Raw genomic sequence first — 23,391 nt, forward strand, 5'->3', positions numbered from 1 at the left:
AGCTCATCTTCCGGCGTGCACGACGTCATCACCGAGGGGCTCGAGCTCGCTCAGGTCATCCGGTGGTCTGTTGCGCCGGCGGCGTTTCGCGACCAGCCGAGCGCATAACCACGCCGCGGCTGTCAGGGCCAGCAGAGACCCGAGGAAGAGGCTGCCGCGGCCCAGCCATTGGTTGATCAGGCCGAACGAACTGCCGGCGGCATAACCACCGAGGACGACAGCAGTCGCCCACGGGATGCCGCCGAGCACGTTGAAGATCAGGAATCGCCGGTATGGCATCCGGCCCATCCCCGCCAGGCTGGGAACCAGCGGTCGCATCACGCCGACCCAGCGGCCAAGGAAGACCGCGAGCCCACCTCGACGGGCGAGGAACTTCTCCGCCTGGGCCCAGCGACGGTCGCCGATCAGCCGGCCCAGCCGCGATCGCCGCAACGCCGGGCCACCCCGCCGCCCGACCTCGTACCCCACGGAATCGCCCGCCACCGCGGCGATGATCGCCAGCACCAGGAGGAGCGGCAGGCTGACCCGGCCCTGGGAGGCCAGTACGCCTCCCACCAGCAGGGCGGTCTCTCCCGGCAGGAACAACCCGACGAACGCGGCCGACTCCCCGAAGGCGAGAGCGACGATCAACAGATACGCGAGTGGACCGGACAGGCCGAGCACTGCGGCCACGACCGAGTTGACCACGTCTTCCGAACCTCCTGGGCAGAACCGAACCTCTTGACACCAGTGTTGTCAGTCAGGCCTGTGGAGAAGCTGAGCCAGCTTCTCCACAGGTGTGCCACAGGTGTGCTCAGTGTCTTGCCAGGCCGCGACCCGGAATCTGGATCCAGACCTGCCGCTTGGCAGGTCACAACTCATGGAGGTTCGACCACAGATGCGAATCCAACGCCGTACCGTCAAACTCGCAGGCGTGGGTGCAGCCGTTCTGCTTGCGGCCGCAGCCACTACCGGCGCGGCCTCGGCGACGGCCGGCTCCGCCGTCCACACCACCTACAAGGCCGCCAGCGTCAGCACCACTGCTGGCGACACCGACAACGTGCAGCAGGGCGACCAGACCACGCCGGACGTTCCTGGCGCGACCGACCCGGCCGAGGCCGGCGCCCCCGACGCGGCTGGCGCGGCGGGGTCGTCAAGCGCCAAGAAGCTGGCGACCGCGCAGACCCCGGCTCCTGCGGCTGCTGCCGAGACGCCCGGAACCGAAACGCCCGGAAGCGAGACCGGCCCGAGCGACGGCCCGGGTGGGCACGCCGACCCGGCCGGCAGCAACGTCGACCACCAGTTCCAGGGCAACGAGTGACGTCTCTGGTCTGACCAATAGCTGTGACCCAGCACTGATCTGATCAGCAGTCGTCATAGGGGCCGGGGCGAACGGACGACTCGCCCCGGCCCTGCCGGCAGGTCAGGCGCTGTAGTCGCGGAAGCCTCGGGCGGTCTTGCGGCCGAGGTAGCCGGCCGTGACCAGGTGCTCCAGCAGCGGCGCCGGGGCGAAGCCGGGCTCGCGGAACTCCAGGTAGAGCGTCCGCTGGATCGCGAGCGACACGTCCAGCCCGACCACGTCGAGCAACTCGAACGGTCCCATCGGCAACCGGCAGCCGAGCTTCATCGCCGCGTCGATGTCGTCCACGCCCGCGTAGTGCGCCTCGAGCATCCGGACCGCGTCGTTCAGGTACGGGAACAGCAGCGCGTTCACGATGAATCCGGCCCGGTCCCCGCAGCGCACCGGATGCTTGCCGGCGGCAACTGCCAACGCGGCAACCGCGTCCGCGACCTCGGGCGAGGTGCTGACCGTACTGACGACCTCGACCAGCTTCATCACCGGCGCCGGGTTGAAGAAGTGCAGCCCGACCACGTCCGCGGGCCGCTTGGTCGCCATCGCCAGGTCGATCACCGGCAGGCTCGACGTCGTGGTCGCCAGGATCGCGCCCGGCTTGCAGATCTCGTCGAACGTCTCGAACAGCGCCTGCTTGACGCTCAACTCCTCCACCACCGCCTCGATGACGAGATCCGCGGTGGCCAGATCGTCGAGCCTGGCAGTGCCGATGATCCGGCCGAGCGCCGCGTCGCGTTCCTCCGAGGACAGCTTGCCGCGCTGAACCCCCTTCTCCAGCGAGCGTTCCAGCGCCGCCCGGACCCGGTCGACCTTCTCGGTCCCCCGCGCCACGTACAGCACGTCGTACCCGGCCTTCGCGCAGACCTCGATGATGCCGACGGCCATGGTTCCGGAGCCGACCACCCCGACCTGCTGGACCCGGCGTACCGGCGCTGCATCGTCTGCCGCCCGGGGCGTGAGGTCGTCGTCGATGACGACGGGCGAGTCCGTGCCCTCGTAGGTGTAGAAGCCGCGGCCCGCCTTCCGGCCGAGCAGCCCCGCGGTGACCATCTGCTTGAGGATCGGCGCCGGCGCGTGCAGCCGGTTGCGGCCCTGCTTGTACATCGTGTCGAGAATCTCGTACGCCGTGTCGAGGCCGATCAGGTCCAGCAGCGCCAGCGGACCCATCGGATAACCGCAGCCCAGCCGCATCGCCGCGTCCACGTCCTCGCGGGTCGCGTAGCGCGACTCGACCATCGAGACGGCGTGGTTCAGGTAACCGAAGAGCAGCGCGTTCGCGATGAAGCCGGCGCGGTCGGCCGCGACCACCGGGACCTTGTCGAGGCGGCGGGCCAGCGCCGACACGTCCTCGACCACGTCCGGCTCGGTGATGACGGTCTTGATCACCTCGACGAACTCCTGCACCGGCGCCGGGTTGAAGAAGTGCATCCCGACCACGCGGCGCGGCCGCTCGGTGGCGACGGAGATCTCCGTGACCGAGAGCGAGGAGGTGTTGGTGGCAAGGATCGCGTCGTCTCGGACCACCTTGTCGAGGGCGGAGAAGATCTCCCGCTTGAGCTCGAGCCGCTCGATGACGGCCTCGATCACCAGATCGCAGTCGGCCAGTGCCTCCAGCTCGGTGGCGAACGTGACCCGGTCGAACAGCGCCTGCTGGTCCTCGACGGACAGCTTGCCGCGCTTGACGGCCCGATCAGTCGAGTGCTGGATGTGCCCACGGCCCCGCTCTGCCGCCTGCTCGTCGCGCTCGACGCCGACCACGCTCAGCCCGTTCCGGGCGAACACCTCCGCGATACCGGCACCCATCGTGCCGAGACCGACAACTCCCACCGTCTTCAGTTCGCGAGCCATGGCTCGAAGTGTGCCAGTCAGCACACTGGTCCGCACATGAGCTGCATCACCCGAGTGCAACCTCACACCAGCGCAGCCCGTACTACGAGCAGCCCCCGAGGGGCGGCGTACGGCCGGATGGGGTCAGTGTTCGTGGACGTGGTCGCCGTGTTGGTAGTGGCGGTGGCCATCGTGCATGTGGTCGACGTGATCCTCGTGCTGGACCGTGTCGCAGCCATCGCCTTCCTTGTGCGAGCCGTCGTGTGAGGAGTGCACCTTGCTTTCCTCGTGCTGCTCGCCGCCGTGGACGTGGTCCGTGTGGTCGTCGTGCGAAACCGTGGCGCACCCGTCACCCGGCAGATGCTCATGGTCCAGCTTCTCGGTATGCGCGTTCACAAGAACTCCTCAGCTAGCCGGATATTCGGCGTGCTGACCCCACCTTCAGCGCTCGGTGAAGGATGCCTGGGCAGCCAGCGCCCCAGCAGTTCCCCGGATCGGTCGCTTCATGCAGGGCTGCGGCGATGGGCGGCGATGCCGTGGTCCGAGGCGAGCTCGGTCCCGCCGCGCGTCACCCTCTGCGAGCCAGGATGTGGAACCAGCTGCCGACCTTGGTCTTGGCGCGCTGGAGGTGGTCGACGCTCCAGCTGGTTTCGGCGAGCAGCGCCCGTAGCGGTTCCTCCCGCCACTTCGTGATGTGCCTGGGAAGGTCGAGGTGTCTGTTCGACCACTCGGCGCCGTCGCCCTCGCGGGTTGTGAACGCGAGGAGACCGGCTGCCTTGTTCGCCTTGAGCAGCACTGTCCTCAACTGAGCCCGGTCGAAGTGCAGGAAGACGGCGTCCGCGAACACCAGGTCGTACGGTCCGCCGAAGTCGTCGGTCAGCGCGTTCAGCCGCTCCGCCTCGAAGCCGTCCGCCCGGATCATCTCGACGAACGACCTGGTCGCGTCGGTGCGCCGTACGCGATAGCCGCGTCGCTCGAGCTCGCCCGCGTCACGGCCGGTCCCGCTGCCGATCTCCAGCACGGTTGAGCCGGGTTCGAGAAGGTGGTCGAACAACTCGATCAAGGTGGTGTTCGGCTCGCGCGGGATCGATTCCCGGAACCGCTCCGCGGCCTGCTCGTACGTCGCCAACGTGACCTCGTTGTCGCCAGGCAGCACGGACCACCCGTCCCCGGTGTGCTCGATGACCACCTTCGCCTGCGGGCTGCCGATCCCGAGATCCAGCCCAGGGGCGACCACCACCACGGTTTCCCCCCGATGCTGGTCGGCGATCTCCCTCAGCGCCGCATCAGCCCGGCGTACAGAGTCTTCGTCAGCCAACTCCGGTACTACGGTCAGTCGGACGCCGAGGTCGTCGGCCAATCGCCCGGCCGGCTCCGCCGCGGCGGGGCACGCGTAGACCTGCGCGATCCGCTCCCCCGCCAGCTCCGCGCCTGAAGCACCGTCCAGCAGGATCAGGCGGGCCGGGCACATCAGATTCATACGCGGACGAATTCCAGCGCCTGCTCGGCATACTTCGGCCAGCTGGCCGAGTGCGCGAGCGGGACCACCACCCACTCCTTCATCGGCCGGCCCATCCCCGGATCGAAGTGCTCCGCTCCGTCCAGGGCGAGCGCCTCCTCCCGCGGCTCCGGCGGCAGCTTGAACGTCATCGCGTCGCCGTACAGCCCGGCCAGCATCTTCTTGTCGATCTTCAGGCACGGCATCCCGAACATGCTGCCCTGGACCACCCCGGCGGCCTCCAGCCCGGCCGCGACCGCGTCGTACTCGGACCTGGCCCGCAGGCTGATTCTCGGCTTCATCTCAGCAGCCTCCCACTGTCCCCCGGCCGGCCGCCAGCACGCCGGGCCGCGGAGTGGACTACCGTGCTTCCTCGTGCGCTTGGTGATAGCTCGATGACCTTCTAAGCACAACAGTCTACCGGAGCGTTCCGAATCCGTCGCAACTTTTCGCAACATCCATTGACGCTCAAGCAGCGCAACAGGAGACTTGAGCAAGCAATCATTCGCAACGAAATACGAGGGGATAAACCATGAAACTTACACTCATCGCCGGTGACCCGGACTCCGTACCTGAGAACTCCCCCACGCTCTACAAGACCGACCGGGGAAGCTGGGTCGTACAGGGTTGGGTCGTCACAGACCCGGAAGCGCTGGCCTCGCTCAAGCTCCCCGAAGGGGAAACCGTGGTCGAGATTCCAGACCGCATGATTCAGTTCTTCCAGTAAAGGCGGACCGTGGAAGACATTTCGCTAGACGAATTCAGGCGCTTGCTGAACGACTTCAAGCGGAGCGCTATTCATCTGGAAACCCGCGATGCCTACGGCACCGAAACCGAGATTCCGCACATGGCGAAATGGGCGGCCGGTGAACCGGACGACCTTGAATGGCTTCAGGGATGGTGCGACAACATCCGCAGTCACGTTGACGCGGGCGCATCCATCCGGCGCGCAAAGATCGTCTCTGAGCCCTTGAGCGACTATCAGCGCTGGGCATACACGGTCCTCACCCCGATTGCCGAAGCCGGGGAAGATATCCGCTGGACACCGAGACGCCTCGTGTCATCAATCGCTGTCCCCGGCAATGACTACTACGTCCTAGACGATGAACTCGTCATCTTCATGCACTTCAGCGGGAACGGTCTAGCAACCGCACACACTGTCTCGACCGACCCAAGCGATATCGAGAAATGCCGCACGGCATTTGAACAAGTGTGGGCGCTGGCGACACCGCACAGTGAATACAAACCCTAATAGCGCGGCCCGGAAGGCGCAGGAAGTATTGGGCCTGCGCCTCCGGGGATTGCGTAAAGATGCTGGCTTCACCGGTCGCGCCTTAGCTGACGCGATCGGTTGGCATTTCACGCGCATAAGCAAAATCGAGAATGCCGTTCAAGCACCATCGGATCTTGATATCCGCGTTTGGTGTGCAGCGTGCGGCGCAGAAGATCAGGTAACAGACCTGATAGCGCAGGCCCGGACGATTCAATCCATGTACATGGAATTCCGGCACCGCACACGCTCCGGCATGAAACAACTAATGCTGTCAGCACAACCGCTGTACGAGCAGACAACACGCTTCCGGATCTACGAACACAACGCGATTCCCGGGATCCTCCAGACGCCGGACTATGTCCGCGCCATGCTTGAATTCTGGTTCCGCTTCCTCGACATACAGAACGACATTGACGATGCCGTCTCGGCTCGAATGGCCCGAGCAACGGTCCTTTATCAGAGCTCTAAGACCTTCGCTATCGTGCTAGAAGAAGCAGCGTTGTATACCCGCTTTGGCGGGACAGACACAATGACCAGTCAGCTTGACCGCCTACTGACGGCCGCCAGCTTGCCGAATGTTTCTCTCGGCATCGTGCCCAGGACCGTTGACCGGGAAGTCATCGGCACCGCAGGGTTCTGGATATTCGATGACAAGCTAGTCAAGCTTGAGACACCGACAGCGAGTATCGAAGTCAGCCAGCCGCAAGAGATAGCGCTCTACGTGCGAATGTTCGAGACCCTGCGGAAGCCAGCCGTCTACGGGCACGGTGCACGAGACCTCATCGTCAACGCGCTAGACGCGATGTAGCAATTAATCGCAACAACGTAGCGGCAGCGCGAACGCGCTTCCTACCGTTTCAATATGACAGAAGCGGGAGCTACCGAATTCCTCGGAGTGGAGTGGGTAGGGCAACCATCGCATAGCCAGCGAAGTAACCTCGGCTGGCCGGAATTGCGAGCCGCCGAGCGTTGCGACGGCGAGAACCCAATGACGGGCAGGCCCTGTATAAACGGCACTCACAAGGGCTATCACCGTGACAATTCCGGTGCCGAGTGGCTGGATGACTAAGCGGCAATGTCACCCCTGACCGGTCAGCCGGTGCCTTGATCCCAGCATCGGCACCGGCTGACCGTTCCACTATCGGCGTCCGCGTCGGCGTCTTGGTCGGCTGCGAGGATGACCGCGCTTTCTAAAGCGCCGCGTGATTGACTCATTCGGTGGTAGCTGAGTTTCGTGATCCACAGCTACCTTGTTCTCAACCCAATCCGAACTCATCTGCAGCTCAGTCCACTCTGAGATAACGGATCCATCCTCCCGACGATTAGTCGCGAGTCGCCGGTTAATCTCATCCATTTCCTCCCTTTGACGCTTATCCTTAGCTTCCCCGTCACGAGTGAAAACCGACAGGCCGTGCAGGCCCTCGGTCCACCGCGCGACGGTCTCCCGAATCTTCCGGAGATCCTGCGAGACATCGTGAATGTCCTGAAGCCCTACATTGCGGATTCCAAAGAAGATATCCAGGTCCAGGCGGTACGGCAGGGAGTACTTCCGCCCCTGGCTATCGCGATAGGTAACCGTGACGTCGTATGCCCTCGGCAGGTCGTCTCGCGCGTAGCGGTCGGGCCCACGCTCATAGAGCGCCGCCCATGTTCGTCCTGGCGGCATCGTCGGAATGCCCTTGACGATAAATAGCGATTCAGCAAGCGTGGGCTTGCGCGTATCGTCAAACGTGCTGATCAGTGGCGGATCAAAGGTGAGCTTCACATCGTGAGCTACGGTCAGCCCGGTATTTCTGACCACTAGATTGATCAGGATATTTCGAGACGACTCGAAATCCACCACGACATAAGGTTGCGCCTGCTCTTCACGAAGCTTCCGCGCGTGCCTTACCTGCTGCCAGGCAAACACAGCAGCAGCTAGCGCGATGAACGCGGTTGCCATAGTCCCCACGGCTTGCCATTGCTCGGGCGTGTATCCGCCCAATCCCACCCACTCGCCAAGATCACCCATAGAGCGAGAATAGCGCGCGTACGCGCGTCCAGCTGGTTAGCACGCCGCTCTATCCGCCAGGCGCTCATAGAGGCCGAGAGAGGGACGGATCGTCACTAGGTGAGCCTGCCAATTCTTGTCCCGCATCCGGCGCGTGTTCTCCTCCCGCGTCACAACATCCAGATGCTTTGGATTACTGCAAGCCTTCCGCTCGCACAGATGGTCAACCGTCAGTCCGTCAAGATCTCGCCCATGCGCCTTGAGCATCACGCGGTGGACATAATCTTGCTTGCGGTCACCGAGCCACATGAGGCCATAACCGGCAGGGGTGCAACCCTGGATCCATTCGAGGCATCCGGACTCTGTGTAATAGACCGAGCCGGCCTCGATACGTTCAATCATTTCTGTTGGTATCACTAGCCTTTGTCCACCTTCTTAATCCTAGCGCGATAAGCGCGCATGAGGCCCCTGTGACATTCCTTGCAGATTCGGTAGCGGCCTTGCTCGCCGCGTGTCTTGTCTCGGTAGAACTCGCTTGCTGGCTTTGCATTCCCGCACCGCGGGCAGCATTTCTTCATGTGCGTTATTCCAATCAGGCAAAGAGAAAGGGCCCCGAAGGGCCCTCAGGCTCTGGAATCAAATCCAGCACGACTGAGGACCCCGCAGGGCCCAGACTCAAATCCTCACAGCACGCCGTTGGTGACGTGGAACGCATCCGTACGGAACGGCTGAACGTCCGCACGCATCCACCCGATAAAGCCAACCTGGCCATTATCCGCGTAACGCTCCGTCAGAACCTTGAGCTCAAAGCTGGTGCGGATGCCAATACCCAGCAGCCCGAAATCACCAGTGATGATGTCGGAGGCGAGATTCGACGTGCCCTGAGTCAAGTTGATTGGCACATTCGCGGAACGAACCTGCTTAACACCATCCAGGTAAGCCGGAGGCGTCAGGTACTGCCCATTGGCAGTCGCCTTAAGGTTAGCCAGGCTCGCAGCGGTACGCTCAGCGATCACATACGCAGTCGGCTCATAATTCGCACCACGAACCGCAGCCGCACCGGTAATGATCGGACCGTAATCCGTCAACGCAGCACCATTAGCGCCCATAGACGCCTTAGTGATACCGGAGACCTTAGTGAGACCCTTAGGCTCGGTCGCCGTGCCAGCGCCATACAGCGCAGCCTTATCGAGCGCCACAGCGAAGAACTTAGCGAACGAATCCCGCAGGGTCGCACCGAAGTCCACAATATTGTCCTCCATGAGTTCCCACGGAGCCTTAACCACAACCGAGAGACTCTTAGACGTGAACGTCACTGGAGCAAAAGCCGCCTGCGACTCAGAAATAGCGCCATTCTCCGCACGCCACGCCGCAACAGCGTCACCAGTCAGAACCGGGAAGTCATTCGTCTTGGACGCCAACGGAACAATGGCCGCACCAGCCTGAGCAGTAGCGCTCTTAGCCCGAGCCAGGTCCAGCACCGAGGCTGAAAGCTTCTGCGGAACCAGAATGCCACCCTCTGAACCCACACCCTCGGACTGCGCCCGAGTGGTGAAGCCATAGGCCATATCCCGGAGGTATTCACCGAACTCGTCATCCGTGGCAGTACCAGCGATATCACCGAACGACTGCCCCGAACGCATCGGGACATTCATGCGAACCTCAGAACGCTTGCTGCCGCCACCAGGGATAACCAGATTGCCAGCCTTGCCAAAAAGGTCCCGAGCCTCAGCCTCCCGCTCGCCGTCCGAAACCGCAGCCTCAGCCTCGACCTCAAGCGCCCGAATGTCAGCCTCTAGGTTCTGGGCGCGCTCACGCCGCTCATCCTGAGACAGATTCCGGTCCGCCATGACCGAACGGTGTTCCTCAACCAGCTTTGTCCGCTGCTCAAGCGCAGCCAACGCCATAGCCTTGTAACTCATGTTTGTGTTTTCTCCTAAAAGGTCAGATAGATAAAACGTGCAATCGTCTGACCTCCCGGTCATACGCAATTGCCCATGCCAAAGGCGGGGACAGCCGTAGCTGACCCATGCGTTATGGCGGGATGTGATCCGCTTCCGTCCGCTATCGGTCCGGCCCGCGTAGCTGTCGGCAGGGCTGGCAAAAGCTCTGCGTTTAAACGGCGCGAATGGTTTCCTCGGATTGGTTCGCCGGTGGAGTCCGTAGGAGTCCGGCCAGCTGGGCGCAGCGTGCGCCCGTATGCCCCTGAGACCGCCTGTCGGCGCTCGGCTAGGGGAAGCTGTGGGAGAGAGCTAGAAAGCCCTCAGATCGACGCTTAGCGCGTCTCGGAATGCAAACCGCTACGCGGCCACGGGCAGATATCGCCAATCTTCGCCTGTGCTCTGCTCGCGCGCTTTCTGATCTTGCGGCTATGCCGCTCACACGAGTGGTGGCAGTACACGGCAGGGCGGCCTCTGCCCGCTCTCTGCTCAAACGTCTTAGAACAGACGGAGCAAATGCGAGTGTTGGTGTCAGTCATGGGTGGTTCCTTTCGGAACGCGAAACGGCGCAGTCAACCAGATGCCGAAGGTGCAGGGAGGATTAGCCCCTTTTGTTCGGCTGTTGACTGCGCCTCGCGCATTCGTGCTATTCAGTTGTGACCGGCAGGTCAGCCCCGTACAGGCTGAGGAACCGCCGTAATTGTGATCGCAGGGCAGCCATTCTGCCCTACACATATGAGATCCCTGTCGATTTTCGGTGACAGACCTCAGCAGGGCCACTTTGTGGCGCAGATCACCTATCCGCTCCTAGCGCGCCTATGGGCGCAGTCATCAGAGCCATAGCCGGGAGTCTCGTAGCACTCCGGACATTCCCCAATCAGAACGATTGCCGTTCTAGCCATTTGCGGGCCCTCAGGGGCCCTCTCGGGCTCTTTCGCAGCCGGGGCCGACACTGGGTCAAGCTCAGCCTGCTCAGCCCGCTTACGGGCCCTGGCCGCCCGCTGACGCTCAGCAGCCGCAGCGCGTTTACACGCCTCATCTCCGCAATAGCGGCGGGCTGCACCGGGCAGAGTGCGCCCGCAATTGGCGCATTTGTAGTTGCTCAATGTGCCTCCAATCCTTGAGCGTGACACCCGAAGTGTCACGCGGTTTGTCACGCTGATTAATGAATATTCACGCTCTGACCTGCGGTTTTATCCATGGCTGTCACGTTTCGTCACAATGTCACGCTCACGCGGAGAGACCTAAAGACGTGGGATCTAGAAAGTGCTTCACTGAACTTTTGAACCCCCCTACCCCCAGTGACCAATGGATGATTATTCATCGAGGAAGGCGAGCCTTCCGTCTAGGCGCTCCGCGATTACAGGCTGAATGCTCGGGCCCCGTGTAAACGCTCCGGTCGTGGTCGTCATGCCCTAAATCCCATGGCTCGTGAGGATGAATGAACGCTTTGCATCTCGCGCAGCGAACCGTTCCGCTTGCCACTATCGGAGCTAGTTCGGCTCTGAGTTTGCGATGGGCTGAGCCGTAGCCGCGTGCTGTTGCACTCGGTCTTTCAGGTCTGGGCTTTGGCTTTACCTCGTGCTTCGCACAACGGGACTGACCCAGCGGGATAAGCGTTGGGCACTTGGTGCAGGTGCTATAGGGCATGGGTGTATTACCTATCGCTGAATAGGCGAGAGCGTAGCTCTCTAGCCTTGGATGAATTACTTAGACCTAGCTAGCCGGCATCACATTAAGTGATGCTCGGTATTGATTCTGGTAATAGGTAAGGGCCCCCCAGCGGGGCCCATTGCCTAGCTCCCTGACTGACTGGCCTAGGAGACACTGATAGATATGAGAGGGGATCTGCGTTTCCGCAGGTCAGACGGCATATGGGTTGACCTTAGGAGTCAACTCGGTTGACCTCAGGAGTCAACTTCTGGGCAAAAGGTTGACCTCAGAAGTCAATCCGCCTAGGAGGCTATGCCGTGAGTACGACACGACACGCTGCCTATCCCTGCTTTCTGAAACAACCGCGACGACAGGACTAGACACCTAGCCTGAGACTCGGGAGCCAGTAGCCCGGCATCCTTTGCCCGCTTAATCGTGCGGGACACCACAGCTTTATCAGCCGGAAAGAACTCTCCCGTAGCCGTATTCACGGAACCTAGGAAGTCCCGCAGGGCTCCGGGGCGGAACTCAGCATGGCCAATGCGGTTGGCCTTGCTCATAGCCAGCAGCCATATCCGGATGTAGCCGGGGCCGACCGACGCCTGTTGGGCGATTAGCTGTAGCTCAGTCTGATTCACGCCACCCCACGGGGTATTGCTGCCGAAATCAATTCGCTCAGTCATTCACCGGCCCGACCAGGGTTCGTGACGCGGGGCGGGATCAATCGCGCGGGCAGCCGTCATCTGGCGGTCAATCTCCGCATCCAGAAGCGCGACAGCCCCGTCAGAATTCCCCGCCCGGATCTCGGCCAGGGCAAGCGCCATGCCCTCAATGGCGGAGTCGATAGCGTCACATGCCGTGGCGCAGTTCTCAGCAAGCTCGTTTTTCGTCATTTCGGTAACCCTCCGTGGATTGTATTGGACGAGACAGGACGCTAGAGCCGTGTCCGGCATCGTCGCAATACTCGTATTTGATAATTCAGTCGCAAAGTCGTGTTGGGCATTGGGCCCGCGTGGGCCCTGACCTGCATTACTAGACGTTGATAGTGACGCTGGTCTCGTTGGGCGGCCCTCAGAGCGAACACGCAGAAACTATCCCGCTCTCCTGTCCACTTTCTCGGGACCGTTTACACGGCCTGAGGCTGGGTTAGCCAGGTCACGAAAAAGGGCCCCGGTTGCCCAGGGCCCTTGATCTAGCTAACTCAGTGTTTAAACGACCTGCACTCCCTCGCCGTCCAGGACCAGCGGAGTTTCATGCACTTGCCCAGCCTTGGACTCCCAACGGAACCCGAGCCCTTCGGGCAGAACCACGACATTGTCTAGAACCTGCCTGACGCCCATTGCCGTAGCGCCATCCTCGGTCAGCATGGATTCCCGGACCGTGCGATGCCAGGAGGCAGCCTCTACAGATTCAGCCTCGTAGGCCGCCTGAGCGGCCCTCAGAGCGTCTAGGCGCTGGTTCAGGTCTCTCAGTACCGGAATGGCGTCCGAGGTCCTCATATCGCCAGCCACGAGCGCAGAGCGAACCTCCGCAACCTGCTCCTCTGTCTCGGTAATTGCAGACCCATCAAACGGAGCCCTCTCCGGGGTCGGTTCACCCTGCTGGGACTGAATGAATTGGTTAGCCACCAGGAACGCGATCCCGTCTAGCAGCTTCCCTCTCACACGGGCACCACAACCGCCACGGCGCTTATCGCAGCAGAAATAGTGGTTCCTGCCGTTACCCGGATTCTGAGCCCGCATGACTTTTAGGTCACAGCCAGGCGTGCCACACAACACGAGTCCGGCAAGCACGTACTTTCGCGCCTTGCGTTCGCCGTGACCCTTGTCACTAGTGCGCCTGGCGGCAATAGCAGCACAGAACCTATCCCGCTCAGCCTCGGACACGATCGGCTCCCAATTGCCTTTACCGATCACCTCGCCCTTATAGGTGAGCAAGCCAGCGATAGCTGGGTTTCTCAGCGCGTACAGCACAGACGTAACCGAGTAGAACTCATTCCCTCTAGCAGTTAAGACCTTATTGGCCCTGAACTCATCAAAAATCTCTTTGCTCGATACGCCATCATTGAGCACGGCGTCATACGCCCATCGAATCCACTCAGCCTGATCCGGCTTCACAACCCCTTTAGGCCCGTAGCCGAACGTTGCCGAATACGGCCAGTTCCCTTTAGCTCGACTGGTCTCCTGACCCCGCCGCGTCCTAGCGGCGATCAATCGCGCCTCGAAAGCCGCAAACAAGGAACGCATTCCAGCGTTCAGCATGCCGATTTCCGAGTGAAGATTTAGGTTGCCAGCCTCAACCGTGTGGACCTCAACGCCAGCAAGAACAGCCATTGCGGAGAACTCGAACCACTCGCGCTCATCTCGGGTGATGCGGTCCTGCTTGCTAACCAAGACCACTTGGATATCGGCGTTCGCCATTGCGTCAACAAGCGCGTTCCACTTCGGCCGGTCAAGCCCCTTGCTGGCCGATACGCCATCCTCCACGAACTCGACCATGGCCCACCCCATGCGGTCGGCGTACCGCTGGCAGTCGGCTCGCTGACCCTCAATCGACAGACTCTCGCCCTGGCGTCCGTCGTCGTTGCTGAGCCGTAGGTAGGCTCCCGCACTAGTGCTCACGCTCATCAGTCTCCCCCACAAGAAGGTGTTGTCTTGAGGTTGGTCATCGCTCGTTGCTCCGTGGACTACTCCGGCCGGCTGACCGCCCATCTCCCGATGGCGCCGCGGCTGCTGATGGTGAAGGCGGACGGGTCCGTGCTGATCCACGCCGACGGCGGCTCGTACAAGCCGCTCAACTGGATGTCTCCCCCGTGCAAGCTGGAGGAGGAAGAAGGCGTCTGGAGCGTCACGAACAAGGCCGGCGAGGAACTGCGGATCACGTTCGAGGAGGTCCTCAGCGACACCTCGTACGAGCTCGGCCTGGACCCCGGGCTGATCAAGGACGGCGTCGAGGCGCATCTGCAGGAGCTGCTGGCCGAGCACGTGCACACCTTCGGCGAGGGCTTCACGCTCGTACGGCGCGAGTACCCGACCGCGATCGGCCCGGTGGACCTGCTCTGCCGCGACGCGGCCGGCAAGCACGTCGCGGTCGAGATCAAGCGCCGCGGCGAGATCGACGGCGTCGAACAGCTCACCCGGTACGTCGAGCTGCTGAACCGCGACCCGCTGCTCGCCCCGGTCCGTGGCATCTTCGCCGCCCAGCTGATCAAGCCTCAGGCCCAGTTCCTCGCCACCGACCGCGGCCTCGAGTGCGTCACCGTCGACTACGACGCCCTCCGGGGAATGGAATCCGACATCCTCAGGCTCTTCTGAGCATCGGGCCGACGCGGACGCCCTCGCGCGGTCAGCAGGCGACCACCGCGTCGACGGTGAAGCCCTGCGCGACGGCTCCGGCGTCGCTTGTCAGCTGCACCGAACCTGTAGGCGTCGCGATGCACGGTGATGTCGCCCCATCCGGGTGGGGGCCCGTGTAGGTGGCCAGCACCTTTCCGTCGCCGTCCGAAACGATCACGTTGTCGAACCCCTGTTCTGTGTCGAGCACGCTGAAGTGGAACGCGATTCCACCGGTCCCGTTGTCGTAGGTCCAGGTGCAGTCGCTCCTGTTGCCATACGGATGCGGCGATCCGAAGGGGATCTCCGCGTTCGGGTCGCTGAGACACGGCGGAGGCGGCGGGGTCCCCGGAGTACAGCCGGAATGCACGCCGACCGCTGCCCAGGCGGAGCTGACGCGTGCCGCCGTGCGGCGGCTACCGGCGACGGCGACCGTGGCGTTCCGCGCGTCGCACAGGTTCGCGTATTCGGGCAGGCTGGTGAAGCCGTCGTAGAACACCTGCGCGGCAGTGTCCACGCCCAGCGCGCGCACCCTCACGTTGCAGTCGGCGGTGTGCCGGTGGCCGTTCGATCCTGCCGCGTCGCAGCCGGCGTTCCTGCCGCCGTTGACGGCGAGGTAGTAGGCGTGGTTCGGGATGCCGCTGTTGCTGTGCACGAAGCCGTTGTCGTCTGGACCGACCAGGAGCTCGCTGTAGTGGTCCGGATCATCGCGCTCGCGTGGATCCGCCATGTTGCGGAAGCCCGGCTTGCCCGCGGTCGGTACAACGTCCTCTCCGATCAGCCAGTCCGGCGCTGCGGCCGGATCCAGCCCGCGCTTCGCCGCGTAGAACTCGATCGTGTTGCCCATCATGTCGCTGAAGGACTCATTCAGCGCGCCGGACTCGTTCTCGTAGATCAGGTTCGAGGTGTACTGCGTGACGCCGTGGGTGAGCTCGTGCCCAACCACGTCCAGTCCACCCGACAGCGGCAGGCAGGTCGTGCCATTGCCGTCGCCGTAGACCATCTGGGTGCCGTTCCAGAAGGCGTTGCAGTAGCCGGTCGTGTAGTGCACGGTCGACACGATCGGGAGGCCGTTGTCGTCGATGCTGTTCCGGCCGAAGGTGTTCGCGTAGAAGTCGTCGGTCACCCCGGCGTAGTAGTGCGCGTCCACGGCGGCCGACTGACTCGGCGACTTGGTGATGTCGCCAACCAGGTTCCAGTGGTTGTCGGCATCCGTCAGCTGGGTGCCGGGCAGTGCGGCGAGGTTGCGCGCGTCGTACGTTCGCTGACGGCCGTCCGCGGTCTGCAGCAGATAGGTCCCGCCCCGCCGGACAGTGTCGAGCCGCTTGACGTCGCCCTTCACCCCGATGCCGTCACCGTGCCCTACTGCGTCGTACTGCTTCTTGACCGCACCGGAGGTGGTGTCGACCCACTGCACCCACCGGTGCTCCGCCCGCTGGTTCACGACCTCGTGGAAGGTTCGCCCGTCCTTGGGGTCGATCCGCAGCGTAGACGACCAACTGCCCGTGCCACCGATCCGCTTCGCCGCGACCCCGCGGGCGCGGGCGGCTGTCACCGAGGCGCTGTTCTTCGCCTTCAGGCCCGGGAAGTACGCGCCGACCACGGCGGTGGTACGACCGGAGTTGTCGGCCAGCACGGTCAACTGACCGCCGAACACCTTGGCGGCGCCGACCAACTGCTGATAGCGGGTCTGCGTTGCGCCGTTCGCAAGCTTGGCCGACCAGACCTTGACCACGTCCTTGGGTACGGCGAAGGCGCTGGCATCGGCCCCGGTCAGGGTGAAGGACCCGCCGCGGGCAAATGAGCCGGTCGACCCGGGCGATGCTTCCAGTGGCTGAGCGCTGGCGGTGAATCCGCCCGCGGCGACCAGTGCCGCGGTGGCTAGTGCAGCGAGGACAACGGGACGTTTCATGGCGGGGACCTCCCCCAAGGTCGGGACATGGGCCAGGGTCGGCCGACCTCAGGTCCCCCAGGGGCGCCCTGTACCGCCCTTCGTACGCCAGGCGGACGGTCGCTGCAAGAGTGAGGCGCCTTCGACATGGGAGGACGAAGGGGGTAAGGTCCTCCGACGTTGCCGGCATCAGCAATTTCCGGTCCAGGTGACAGTATTTGCCCGATTTCGGGCAGGATGTTGGCTTTGAACCGTGAATCACTGCACAGTAGGTCGGGTGATGAGCGAGGCGGTTGACCCCAGCGACGAGCTCGCCGAACAGGTCAGCCGCACCACCGGCCTGAGTCCGGAGGACGCCCGCCGCGTCGTCGCGGACGTGCTGGCCTATTTCACCGAGACGACCGAGGAATACGTCCGGCGCCGGCATCGCGAACTGCAGACCTACGGCGCGCGCAACGACGAGATCTTCGAACGGCTCGGCGCGGAGCTCCGGCACTGGCCGGTCCGCTCCCCTGAACTGTCTGCCCGGCAGCTGCGACGCATCGTCTACGGCTGACCACGAACTGCTGCGAAAGGAACCACTCCATGTGCGGAATCGTCGGGTACGTCGGCACCAAGCCGGCCGCACCCATCCTGGTGGACGGCCTGGCCCGGCTGGAGTACCGCGGCTACGACTCGGCGGGTGTCGCCGTGGTCGGGTCGAGCGAACTGCGGGTGCACAAGGACGCCGGCCGGGTCCGTGAACTGGAGGCCTCGCTGCCCAAGCGGTTCGGCGGCAAGCTCGGCATCGGGCACACCCGATGGGCCACCCACGGCGGTCCGAGCAAGGACAACGCGCACCCGCACGTGAGCGCCGACGAGCGGATCGCGGTCGTGCACAACGGCATCATCGACAACGCCGCCGCGCTCCGGAACCAGCTCGAGGAAGCCGGCGTCAAGCTGCGCTCGGAGACCGACACCGAGGTCCTCGCGCACCTGATCGAGCAGGCCGCCGGTGACACGCTCGAGGAGAAGGTGCTCGCGGCACTCCGCCGGATCGACGGCACCTACGGCATCGCCGTGATCGACCTGGCCTTCCCGGACCGGATCGTGGTCGCCCGCAACGGCAGCCCGATCATCCTCGGCGTCGGCGACGGCGAGATGCACGTCGCCTCCGACGCGGCCGCGCTGATCCGCTACACCCGCCAGGTCGTGCACCTGGACGACGGCGAGCTCGCCACCGTCCGCGCCGACGGCTACCGCACCTTCACCCAGGACGCCCGGGCCACCACGAAGACCGCCGAGACCGTCGAGTGGACCGCCGACGAGTACGAGCGCGGCATCCACGAGCACTTCATGGTCAAGGAGATCCACGAGCAGCCGGAGGCAGTCCAGCGCGCCATCCGCGGCCGCCTCGACGAGCGCTTCCACACCGTCCACCTGGGCGGCCTGAACATGGACGCCCGCGAGGCTCGCGAGATCAAGCGAGTGAAGATCCTCGGCTGCGGTTCGGCGTATTACGCGGGCCAGCTGGGCGCGCAGTTCATCGAGGAGGTCGCCCGGATCCCCGCCGATGCCGAGCCGGCGTCGGAGTTCCGCTACCGCAACCCCGTGGTCGAGCGAGACACCCTGTACGTCGCGGTCAGCCAGTCCGGGGAGACCCTCGACACCCTGGTCGCAGTACAGGAGCTGAAGCGCAAGGGCGGTCGGGTGATCGGCCTGGTCAACGCGGTCGGGTCCAGCATCGCCCGCGAGGTCGACGGCGGCGTCTACCTGCACGCCGGCCCCGAGGTGTCCGTCGCGTCGACGAAGGCGCTCACCAACATGGCGGTCGGATTCGCGATGCTCGGCATCCACCTCGGCCGGATCCGGGACGTCTCCCCCGCCGATGGCCGCCGCTTGATCGAGGGCCTGAAGAGGATCCCGGCGCAGATCCAGTCGATCGTCGACCAGGAGGCGGAGCTGGCCAAGATCGCCGGCCGGCTGTCGAAGCACCAGAGCCTGTTCTTCGTCGGGCGCACCCGCGGCTACCCGGTCGCACGCGAGGGCGCGCAGAAGCTGAAGGAGATCTCCTACCTGCACGCCGAGGCGTACCAGACCTCTGAGCTCAAGCACGGCCCGCTCGCGCTGATCTCGCCCGACGTGCCGACCGTGGCGATCGTGCCGAAGGACGAACTGCTGGACCGCAACATCGGCGCCCTGCACGAGATCGCGGCCCGCTCCGGCCCCCTGTACGTCGTGACGCACCCCGGCGTGGAGATCCCGGACGGCGCGGCCGCGGTGATCGAGGTACCGAAGAACGAGCCGGAGCTCGACCCGATCCTGCTCACGATCCCGCTGCAGTTGCTGGCCTACCACGCGTCCGTCGCCCTCGGCCACGACGTCGACAAGCCCCGCAACCTGGCCAAGTCCGTCACCGTCGAGTAGCAGCTCTCCTCGCGTTATCGAACGGTCCGCATCTGCTCGGCTGGGTGCGGACCGTTGGGCACGCCTAGTCACGTTGGGCAACCGACTAGCCGTCTACACGCCCTCGCTGTCCGATGGGTGTGAGGTTTCCCCTTGTGGACAAGGGAAAATGGCCTGTCTGCTGGTTTGCGTCCGGTCGGTTACGGGGCGTAGTATCGAACACATGTTCGCAGGGGATGTGACCGGGTTGGACGCGGCCGAGACGCTCGCCGCGACCGGCGAGTGGCATGCGCTGCAGCGCGAGTCCGAGGTCAGGCTGCTGCAGCTCGCGGTGCACTACGCCGACCTGTATCCCAGTCCGGCCAGGGTTCCCGACGATCAGCCGGTCCCGGGCGGGGAGCGGGGTGTGGTCTACGGTGGGGCGGGCTGTCCGGCGGTGGCGGAGTTCGCGGTCGCCGAGTTCGCCGCCATCATCGGCGTCGCGGCCGAGTCGGGTGCGAGGTTCCTCGGTCAGGCGCTGGCGCTGCGGCACCGGTTGCCGTTGACCTGGGCGCGGGTGGTCGCGGGTGAGGCGACCGGGTGGAGGGCGCGGCTGATCGCGACCGCGTGCCTGCCCCTGACGGTGCAGGCGGCGGCGCTGGTCGATGCCCGGGTCGCGGGGGTCGTGGACTCGTTGAGCGCGCATCAGGTGAACAACATCGTCAAGGCCGCGGTCTGGGACGCCGACCCGGCCGCGGCCCGGGCCGCGGCGGAGCAGAAGGCCCGCGAACGCGGCGTGTGGCCGGGGCGTTCCGACGAGTACGGCACCACCAAGCTGTTCGTGAAGGCAGCCACCGGCGACGTGATCCGCTTCGACGCCACCATCGCCCAGGTCGCCGACGCACTCGCCGTCCTGGGTGACACCGACCCGCTGGATCAGCGCCGCGCCAAGGCGATCGGGATCCTCGCCGACCCCGCCTTCGCCAACGAACTCCTCCAGGTCGCCCAATACCTGGCCACCCGCCACCACACCACCCGCCACGACACCACCGCCTCCGACGGCGCCGCCTCCGACCGCGCCACCCCGGCCGCAACCGGCCACCCGGCCAAGGCCGACGACCCGGCACCGACACGCGACGCGCCGGCTGAGGCTGCCTCAGGCGGCGATGCGCAGGCCGACGAACCCCCGGGCGCAGGTGAAGCCGCGCAGGCCGACGACGCGTGGGCCGGCGAGGTGACCGGGGATGGGCAGCCGGCCGGTGACTTGTTCCTGGCCGACGAACCCGGCCCCGACACCGACGCCGACCGGGATGCGCCGCACCCCGGCCACCCGGACCAGCCGCTGGACGCGGCCAGCCGCTACGGACCCCGCACCGGCCGCGGCAGGGCCGAGCAGATCGTGTGGGGCATGGACGCCGCCGCACGCCAGGACCTGGCCGCGAAACTCGCCGCGATCAAACACGCCGCCGACACCAACACCACCAGCACCAGCACCAGCAGCAGCGGCAGCAGCGGCAGCGGTGGTGGTGGTGGGTCCGGTGGGCGTAGACCCGGGCGGACCAAGCTCTACCTGCACATCACCGACGAGACCCTGCTCGCCGGTGCAGGCACCGCGCGCGTCGAAGCCTTCGGACCCGTGTTCGCCGCCAAACTGGCCGAACTACTCGGCCACGACCGCATCACCGTCCAGCCCGTGATCGACCTGAACGACCACGTCAGCGTCAACGCCTACGAGATCCCGCACCGGATCAGAGAACGCGTCAAGCTGACCTACCCCGTCGAGCAGTTCCCCTACGGCACCGGGGAGACCACCACCGGCACCGACCTCGACCACGTCGTCCCGTTCGACCCGACCGGGCCACCAGGACAAACCAGCACCAGCAACCTCCGGCCACTGCGACGCTTCAGCCACCGGGTCAAGACCCACGCCGACTGGACAGTCCGCACCCTCGACGACCACGCCCTGGAATGGACCACCAAACACGGCTACAAATTCCGCGTCGACCACACCGGCACCCACCCCATCACCGACGACTGACGGGCATGGATAGATTTCGACAGGCAACGACTTCATCGCTAGCCCGCCACCCCGACGATCTCGTCGTACCGGAGGAAACCTGATGCGTTGGCAGACCCCTCTCGCCGCAGCTGTAGCACTCACCGCGCTGACCACCTCTCTGACCGCGGCTGCGGTGGACAAGGGCAGCGAACCGGCTCCACCGGCAGGCGGAGGTTGTTCGCCGGACGCGTGGTTCCGGGGTTTCAGCGACAGCTTGGACAAGACGACGTACGCCGGGCAGCCGGTGGCGGGCCTTTCCGCGCTCAACGTGACCCGGCCGGGGCACGCGCTTGCGCTGGTGGACAACGTCGGCACGACGCCCGCCCGCGTCTTCGGGCTGAAGCTAGGCGACCAGCACGGGCAGCCGCAGGTGGGCGTCGAGAGCATGACGATCCTCAAGCGGCCCGACGGGACTCCGTTCACCGGTGCCGACTTCGACGGAGAGGGCCTGGTCGCCGAGCGCGGGGGCAGGACGATCCTCGCGACCTCCGAGCGGGAGCCGTCGATCCGCCGGTTCCGGTTGTCCGACGGCAAGCAGGTCGACTCGTTGCCGGTGCCCGCACGCTTCCAGGTCGCACCTGCGGGTGAGGCGACCTCCAACGCCACCTTCGAGTCGCTGGCCGTCAGCCCCGACGGGCATTCGCTCTTCGCCGGGATGGAAGGTCCGCTGGCGCCCGACGGCACGGACGCGGATGGCCGCAGCCGCAACCGCATCCTCCGGTACGCCGGTCTGTCAGGCGGCGGGTACCACGTCGTCGCGCAGTACGCGTACAAGCCCGATCCAGGGCTGTCGCTGGTCGAGCTGGCGGTGGTCGACCGGGACGAGCTCGTCTCGATGGAGCGGACCTTCGTCCCCGGGATCGGGAACACGATCAGGGTGTTCACGGTCTCGATCCACCAGGCGGCCGACGTGAGTTGGCGGGCCTCGTTGGCGGACGCTCCGGAGAAGGTGTTCCTGCAGAAGAAGTTGCTGTTCGACCTGGTGGACTGCCCGCCCTCCGGCGCGGTCGCCAAGCAGCCGCAGCCGAATCCCCTGCTGGACAACGTCGAAGCCCTCGCACTCGGCGGCTGGCTCCCCGGCGGGCGTCGTCAGCTCTACCTACTCTCCGACGACAACAACGGCGCCAGCCAGATCACGCGCTTCTACTCCCTCGCCGTCAACCTGCAGTAGTGACTAGATGAGCGATCGCATCCGCCACGTCCGCCTCTCCTCCGTGGTCCTTCCACTCGACCAGCCGATCACCTGCTCCAGTGGCGGGCCGGGTTGAGCCGCGACACAATGCGGGGATGCGCGTGATCGTGGTGGGTGCCGGCGTGATCGGGCTCAGTTGTGCCGTCCGGCTGGCCGAGTCCGGGTACGACGTGGCGGTGCTGGCCCGGGATCTTCCGCTGGAGACCACCTCTGCGGTTGCGGCTGCTGTCTGGTACCCGTATCTCTCGGCCCCGAAGGAACGTGTCGCCGCCTGGTCGAGGACGACGTACGACGAGCTCGTGAAGCTGGCCGGCAGCGAGCCGTCCGTGCAACTGCGGCATGGCCGGCAGTTCCTGGTCGAGCCGGCGCCTGATCCGGTCTGGTCGGACGCGCTCAGCGATCTCCGTCGGGTCGGGTCGCCGCCGCCCGGGTTCAAGGACGGCTGGTCGTTCACCGCGCCTGTCATCGAGATGCCGATGTACCTGCAGTACTTGGTGAAACGCCTCGAAGCGGCCGGTGGAACCCTCAGCCGTGCGGCATTGTCGGCACTCCCGAACAGCGCCGACGTCGTCGTCAACTGCGCGGGACTCGGCGCGCGACTGACAGCCGGCGACCCGACCGTCACGCCCGTTCGCGGCCAGGTGATGACGTTCGAGCAGTTCGGACAGACCGAGTGGCTCATCGCCGATCGCGGCCCGCAGGACCTCACCTACGTCGTCCCGAGATCGCACGACGTCGTGGTGGGCGGGACGAGCCAACCCGACAGCTGGGACCTCGCGGTCAATCCTCAGACGGCCAAGGAGATCCTCGACCGCGCGGCGGAACTGGTGCCCGGTCTGCGAAAGGCCAAGCTGATCCGCCACCGCGTCGGCCTGCGGCCCGCGCGTCCGGCTGTTCGCTGCGAAGGCATCCAGACCGGCGATCGCCTGGTCGTGCACTGCTACGGCCATGGCGGCTCGGGCATCACCCTGTCCTGGGGCTGCGCCGACGAGGTTGCCGAGATAGTTCGTGCCGGTGTTGGTTAGTGGGGCGGCTCTCG

General features: G+C 64.8%; 21 protein-coding genes. 10 read left to right on the plus strand and 11 right to left on the minus strand.

Features of this window, described 5'->3' with window-relative positions:
* Window positions 1-3 precede the first annotated feature (3 nt).
* On the minus strand, window positions 4-687 hold the full coding sequence (locus ABD210_RS03605; protein WP_344108646.1) for a DedA family protein: 684 nt from the start codon (window positions 685-687) through the stop codon (window positions 4-6).
* A gap of 226 nt (window positions 688-913) precedes the next feature.
* Between ABD210_RS03605 and ABD210_RS03610 the strand changes: the two genes are divergently transcribed.
* Window positions 914-1,300 (plus strand): hypothetical protein, encoded by a 387-nt coding sequence (locus ABD210_RS03610; RefSeq protein ID WP_344108648.1) that lies wholly within the window; start codon window positions 914-916, stop codon window positions 1,298-1,300.
* Between the two features lie 102 nt (window positions 1,301-1,402).
* Here ABD210_RS03610 and ABD210_RS03615 read toward each other — a convergent pair whose 3' ends face one another.
* The 4 genes from ABD210_RS03615 to ABD210_RS03630 all read right to left on the minus strand — a co-directional run bounded on the left by ABD210_RS03615 (window position 1,403) and on the right by ABD210_RS03630 (window position 4,960).
* A complete protein-coding gene (locus ABD210_RS03615) occupies window positions 1,403-3,181 on the minus strand; it encodes a 3-hydroxyacyl-CoA dehydrogenase family protein (protein ID WP_344108650.1) in 1,779 nt (592 codons plus the stop codon).
* A 123-nt stretch (window positions 3,182-3,304) separates the two neighbouring features.
* Window positions 3,305-3,556, minus strand: coding sequence for a hypothetical protein (locus tag ABD210_RS03620; protein WP_344108652.1), 252 nt, complete (start codon window positions 3,554-3,556; stop codon window positions 3,305-3,307).
* A gap of 172 nt (window positions 3,557-3,728) precedes the next feature.
* Window positions 3,729-4,640, minus strand: coding sequence for a class I SAM-dependent methyltransferase (locus ABD210_RS03625; protein ID WP_344108655.1), 912 nt, complete (start codon window positions 4,638-4,640; stop codon window positions 3,729-3,731).
* Window positions 4,637-4,960, minus strand: coding sequence for a hypothetical protein (locus ABD210_RS03630; protein WP_344108658.1), 324 nt, complete (start codon window positions 4,958-4,960; stop codon window positions 4,637-4,639). Before ABD210_RS03630 ends, ABD210_RS03625 begins: the two co-directional genes overlap by 4 nt.
* Window positions 4,961-5,190: 230 nt before the next feature.
* Between ABD210_RS03630 and ABD210_RS03635 the strand changes: the two genes are divergently transcribed.
* The 3 genes from ABD210_RS03635 to ABD210_RS03645 are packed head-to-tail and all read left to right on the plus strand — an operon-like array spanning window position 5,191 to window position 6,739.
* Window positions 5,191-5,385, plus strand: coding sequence for a hypothetical protein (locus ABD210_RS03635; RefSeq protein WP_344108660.1), 195 nt, complete (start codon window positions 5,191-5,193; stop codon window positions 5,383-5,385).
* A 9-nt stretch (window positions 5,386-5,394) separates the two neighbouring features.
* Window positions 5,395-5,910: a DUF6879 family protein gene (locus ABD210_RS03640; RefSeq protein WP_344108662.1), complete on the plus strand. Its 516-nt coding sequence runs from the start codon at window positions 5,395-5,397 to the stop codon at window positions 5,908-5,910.
* 28 nt (window positions 5,911-5,938) lie between these two features.
* Window positions 5,939-6,739, plus strand: a complete 801-nt coding sequence (locus ABD210_RS03645; protein WP_344108664.1) for a helix-turn-helix domain-containing protein — start codon at window positions 5,939-5,941, stop codon at window positions 6,737-6,739.
* A 330-nt stretch (window positions 6,740-7,069) separates the two neighbouring features.
* On the opposite strand, the gene ABD210_RS03650 is transcribed toward ABD210_RS03645, so the two are convergent.
* The 5 genes from ABD210_RS03650 to ABD210_RS03670 all read right to left on the minus strand — a co-directional run bounded on the left by ABD210_RS03650 (window position 7,070) and on the right by ABD210_RS03670 (window position 14,135).
* Entirely contained in the window at window positions 7,070-7,942 is an 873-nt protein-coding gene (locus ABD210_RS03650) for a COG1361 family protein (RefSeq protein WP_344108666.1), read from the minus strand.
* Window positions 7,943-7,978: 36 nt separating this feature from the next.
* Entirely contained in the window at window positions 7,979-8,323 is a 345-nt protein-coding gene (locus tag ABD210_RS03655; protein ID WP_344108668.1) for an HNH endonuclease, read from the minus strand.
* 281 nt (window positions 8,324-8,604) lie between these two features.
* A complete protein-coding gene (locus ABD210_RS03660; RefSeq protein WP_344108671.1) occupies window positions 8,605-9,843 on the minus strand; it encodes a phage major capsid protein in 1,239 nt (412 codons plus the stop codon).
* A 2,354-nt stretch (window positions 9,844-12,197) separates the two neighbouring features.
* Window positions 12,198-12,407 carry a hypothetical protein gene (locus ABD210_RS03665; protein ID WP_344108674.1) on the minus strand — a complete coding sequence of 70 codons (210 nt, stop codon included), beginning with the start codon at window positions 12,405-12,407 and terminating at the stop codon, window positions 12,198-12,200.
* Window positions 12,408-12,722: 315 nt separating this feature from the next.
* Window positions 12,723-14,135: a recombinase family protein gene (locus ABD210_RS03670; RefSeq protein ID WP_344108676.1), complete on the minus strand. Its 1,413-nt coding sequence runs from the start codon at window positions 14,133-14,135 to the stop codon at window positions 12,723-12,725.
* Between the two features lie 33 nt (window positions 14,136-14,168).
* On the opposite strand from ABD210_RS03670, the gene nucS reads away from it, so the two are divergent.
* Complete coding sequence (nucS, locus tag ABD210_RS03675; RefSeq protein WP_344108679.1) at window positions 14,169-14,828, plus strand: endonuclease NucS; 660 nt, start codon at window positions 14,169-14,171, stop codon at window positions 14,826-14,828.
* 31 nt (window positions 14,829-14,859) lie between these two features.
* Here the strand turns inward: nucS and ABD210_RS03680 are convergent, their stop codons facing one another.
* Complete coding sequence (locus ABD210_RS03680; protein WP_344108681.1) at window positions 14,860-16,758, minus strand: M4 family metallopeptidase; 1,899 nt, start codon at window positions 16,756-16,758, stop codon at window positions 14,860-14,862.
* A gap of 259 nt (window positions 16,759-17,017) precedes the next feature.
* On the opposite strand from ABD210_RS03680, the gene ABD210_RS03685 reads away from it, so the two are divergent.
* The 5 genes from ABD210_RS03685 (at window position 17,018) to ABD210_RS03705 (ending at window position 23,377) form a co-directional block, all read left to right on the plus strand.
* A complete protein-coding gene (locus ABD210_RS03685) occupies window positions 17,018-17,293 on the plus strand; it encodes an HU family DNA-binding protein (RefSeq protein ID WP_344108683.1) in 276 nt (91 codons plus the stop codon).
* A gap of 29 nt (window positions 17,294-17,322) precedes the next feature.
* The gene (gene glmS, locus ABD210_RS03690; RefSeq protein WP_344108685.1) at window positions 17,323-19,143 is read left to right on the plus strand and encodes a glutamine--fructose-6-phosphate transaminase (isomerizing); all 1,821 of its coding nucleotides are present in this window, start codon (window positions 17,323-17,325) and stop codon (window positions 19,141-19,143) included.
* Between the two features lie 202 nt (window positions 19,144-19,345).
* Window positions 19,346-21,139 (plus strand): hypothetical protein, encoded by a 1,794-nt coding sequence (locus ABD210_RS03695; protein ID WP_344108687.1) that lies wholly within the window; start codon window positions 19,346-19,348, stop codon window positions 21,137-21,139.
* Window positions 21,140-21,221: 82 nt separating this feature from the next.
* On the plus strand, window positions 21,222-22,331 hold the full coding sequence (locus ABD210_RS03700) for an esterase-like activity of phytase family protein (protein WP_344108689.1): 1,110 nt from the start codon (window positions 21,222-21,224) through the stop codon (window positions 22,329-22,331).
* 116 nt (window positions 22,332-22,447) lie between these two features.
* Window positions 22,448-23,377 carry an FAD-dependent oxidoreductase gene (locus tag ABD210_RS03705; protein WP_344108692.1) on the plus strand — a complete coding sequence of 310 codons (930 nt, stop codon included), beginning with the start codon at window positions 22,448-22,450 and terminating at the stop codon, window positions 23,375-23,377.
* The last annotated feature ends 14 nt before the right edge of the window (window positions 23,378-23,391 follow it).

This window comes from Kribbella alba, assembly GCF_039529635.1.
Classification (GTDB): Bacteria; Actinomycetota; Actinomycetes; order Propionibacteriales; family Kribbellaceae; genus Kribbella; species Kribbella alba.

Excerpts from the sequence above, each read along its gene's own strand:
- glmS (WP_344108685.1), top strand. The coding sequence starts at position 17,323 with ATGTGCGGAATCGTCGGGTACGTCGGCACCAAGCCGGCCGCACCCATC.
- ABD210_RS03700 (WP_344108689.1), top strand. The coding sequence starts at position 21,222 with ATGCGTTGGCAGACCCCTCTCGCCGCAGCTGTAGCACTCACCGCGCTG.
- ABD210_RS03625 (WP_344108655.1), bottom strand. The coding sequence starts at position 4,640 with ATGAATCTGATGTGCCCGGCCCGCCTGATCCTGCTGGACGGTGCTTCA.
- ABD210_RS03685 (WP_344108683.1), top strand. The coding sequence starts at position 17,018 with ATGAGCGAGGCGGTTGACCCCAGCGACGAGCTCGCCGAACAGGTCAGC.
- ABD210_RS03635 (WP_344108660.1), top strand. The coding sequence starts at position 5,191 with ATGAAACTTACACTCATCGCCGGTGACCCGGACTCCGTACCTGAGAAC.
- ABD210_RS03695 (WP_344108687.1), top strand. The coding sequence starts at position 19,346 with ATGTTCGCAGGGGATGTGACCGGGTTGGACGCGGCCGAGACGCTCGCC.
- ABD210_RS03660 (WP_344108671.1), bottom strand. The coding sequence starts at position 9,843 with ATGAGTTACAAGGCTATGGCGTTGGCTGCGCTTGAGCAGCGGACAAAG.
- ABD210_RS03680 (WP_344108681.1), bottom strand. The coding sequence starts at position 16,758 with ATGAAACGTCCCGTTGTCCTCGCTGCACTAGCCACCGCGGCACTGGTC.
- ABD210_RS03650 (WP_344108666.1), bottom strand. The coding sequence starts at position 7,942 with ATGGGTGATCTTGGCGAGTGGGTGGGATTGGGCGGATACACGCCCGAG.
- ABD210_RS03705 (WP_344108692.1), top strand. The coding sequence starts at position 22,448 with ATGCGCGTGATCGTGGTGGGTGCCGGCGTGATCGGGCTCAGTTGTGCC.
- ABD210_RS03630 (WP_344108658.1), bottom strand. The coding sequence starts at position 4,960 with ATGAAGCCGAGAATCAGCCTGCGGGCCAGGTCCGAGTACGACGCGGTC.
- ABD210_RS03655 (WP_344108668.1), bottom strand. The coding sequence starts at position 8,323 with ATGATTGAACGTATCGAGGCCGGCTCGGTCTATTACACAGAGTCCGGA.
- ABD210_RS03615 (WP_344108650.1), bottom strand. The coding sequence starts at position 3,181 with ATGGCTCGCGAACTGAAGACGGTGGGAGTTGTCGGTCTCGGCACGATG.
- ABD210_RS03665 (WP_344108674.1), bottom strand. The coding sequence starts at position 12,407 with ATGACGAAAAACGAGCTTGCTGAGAACTGCGCCACGGCATGTGACGCT.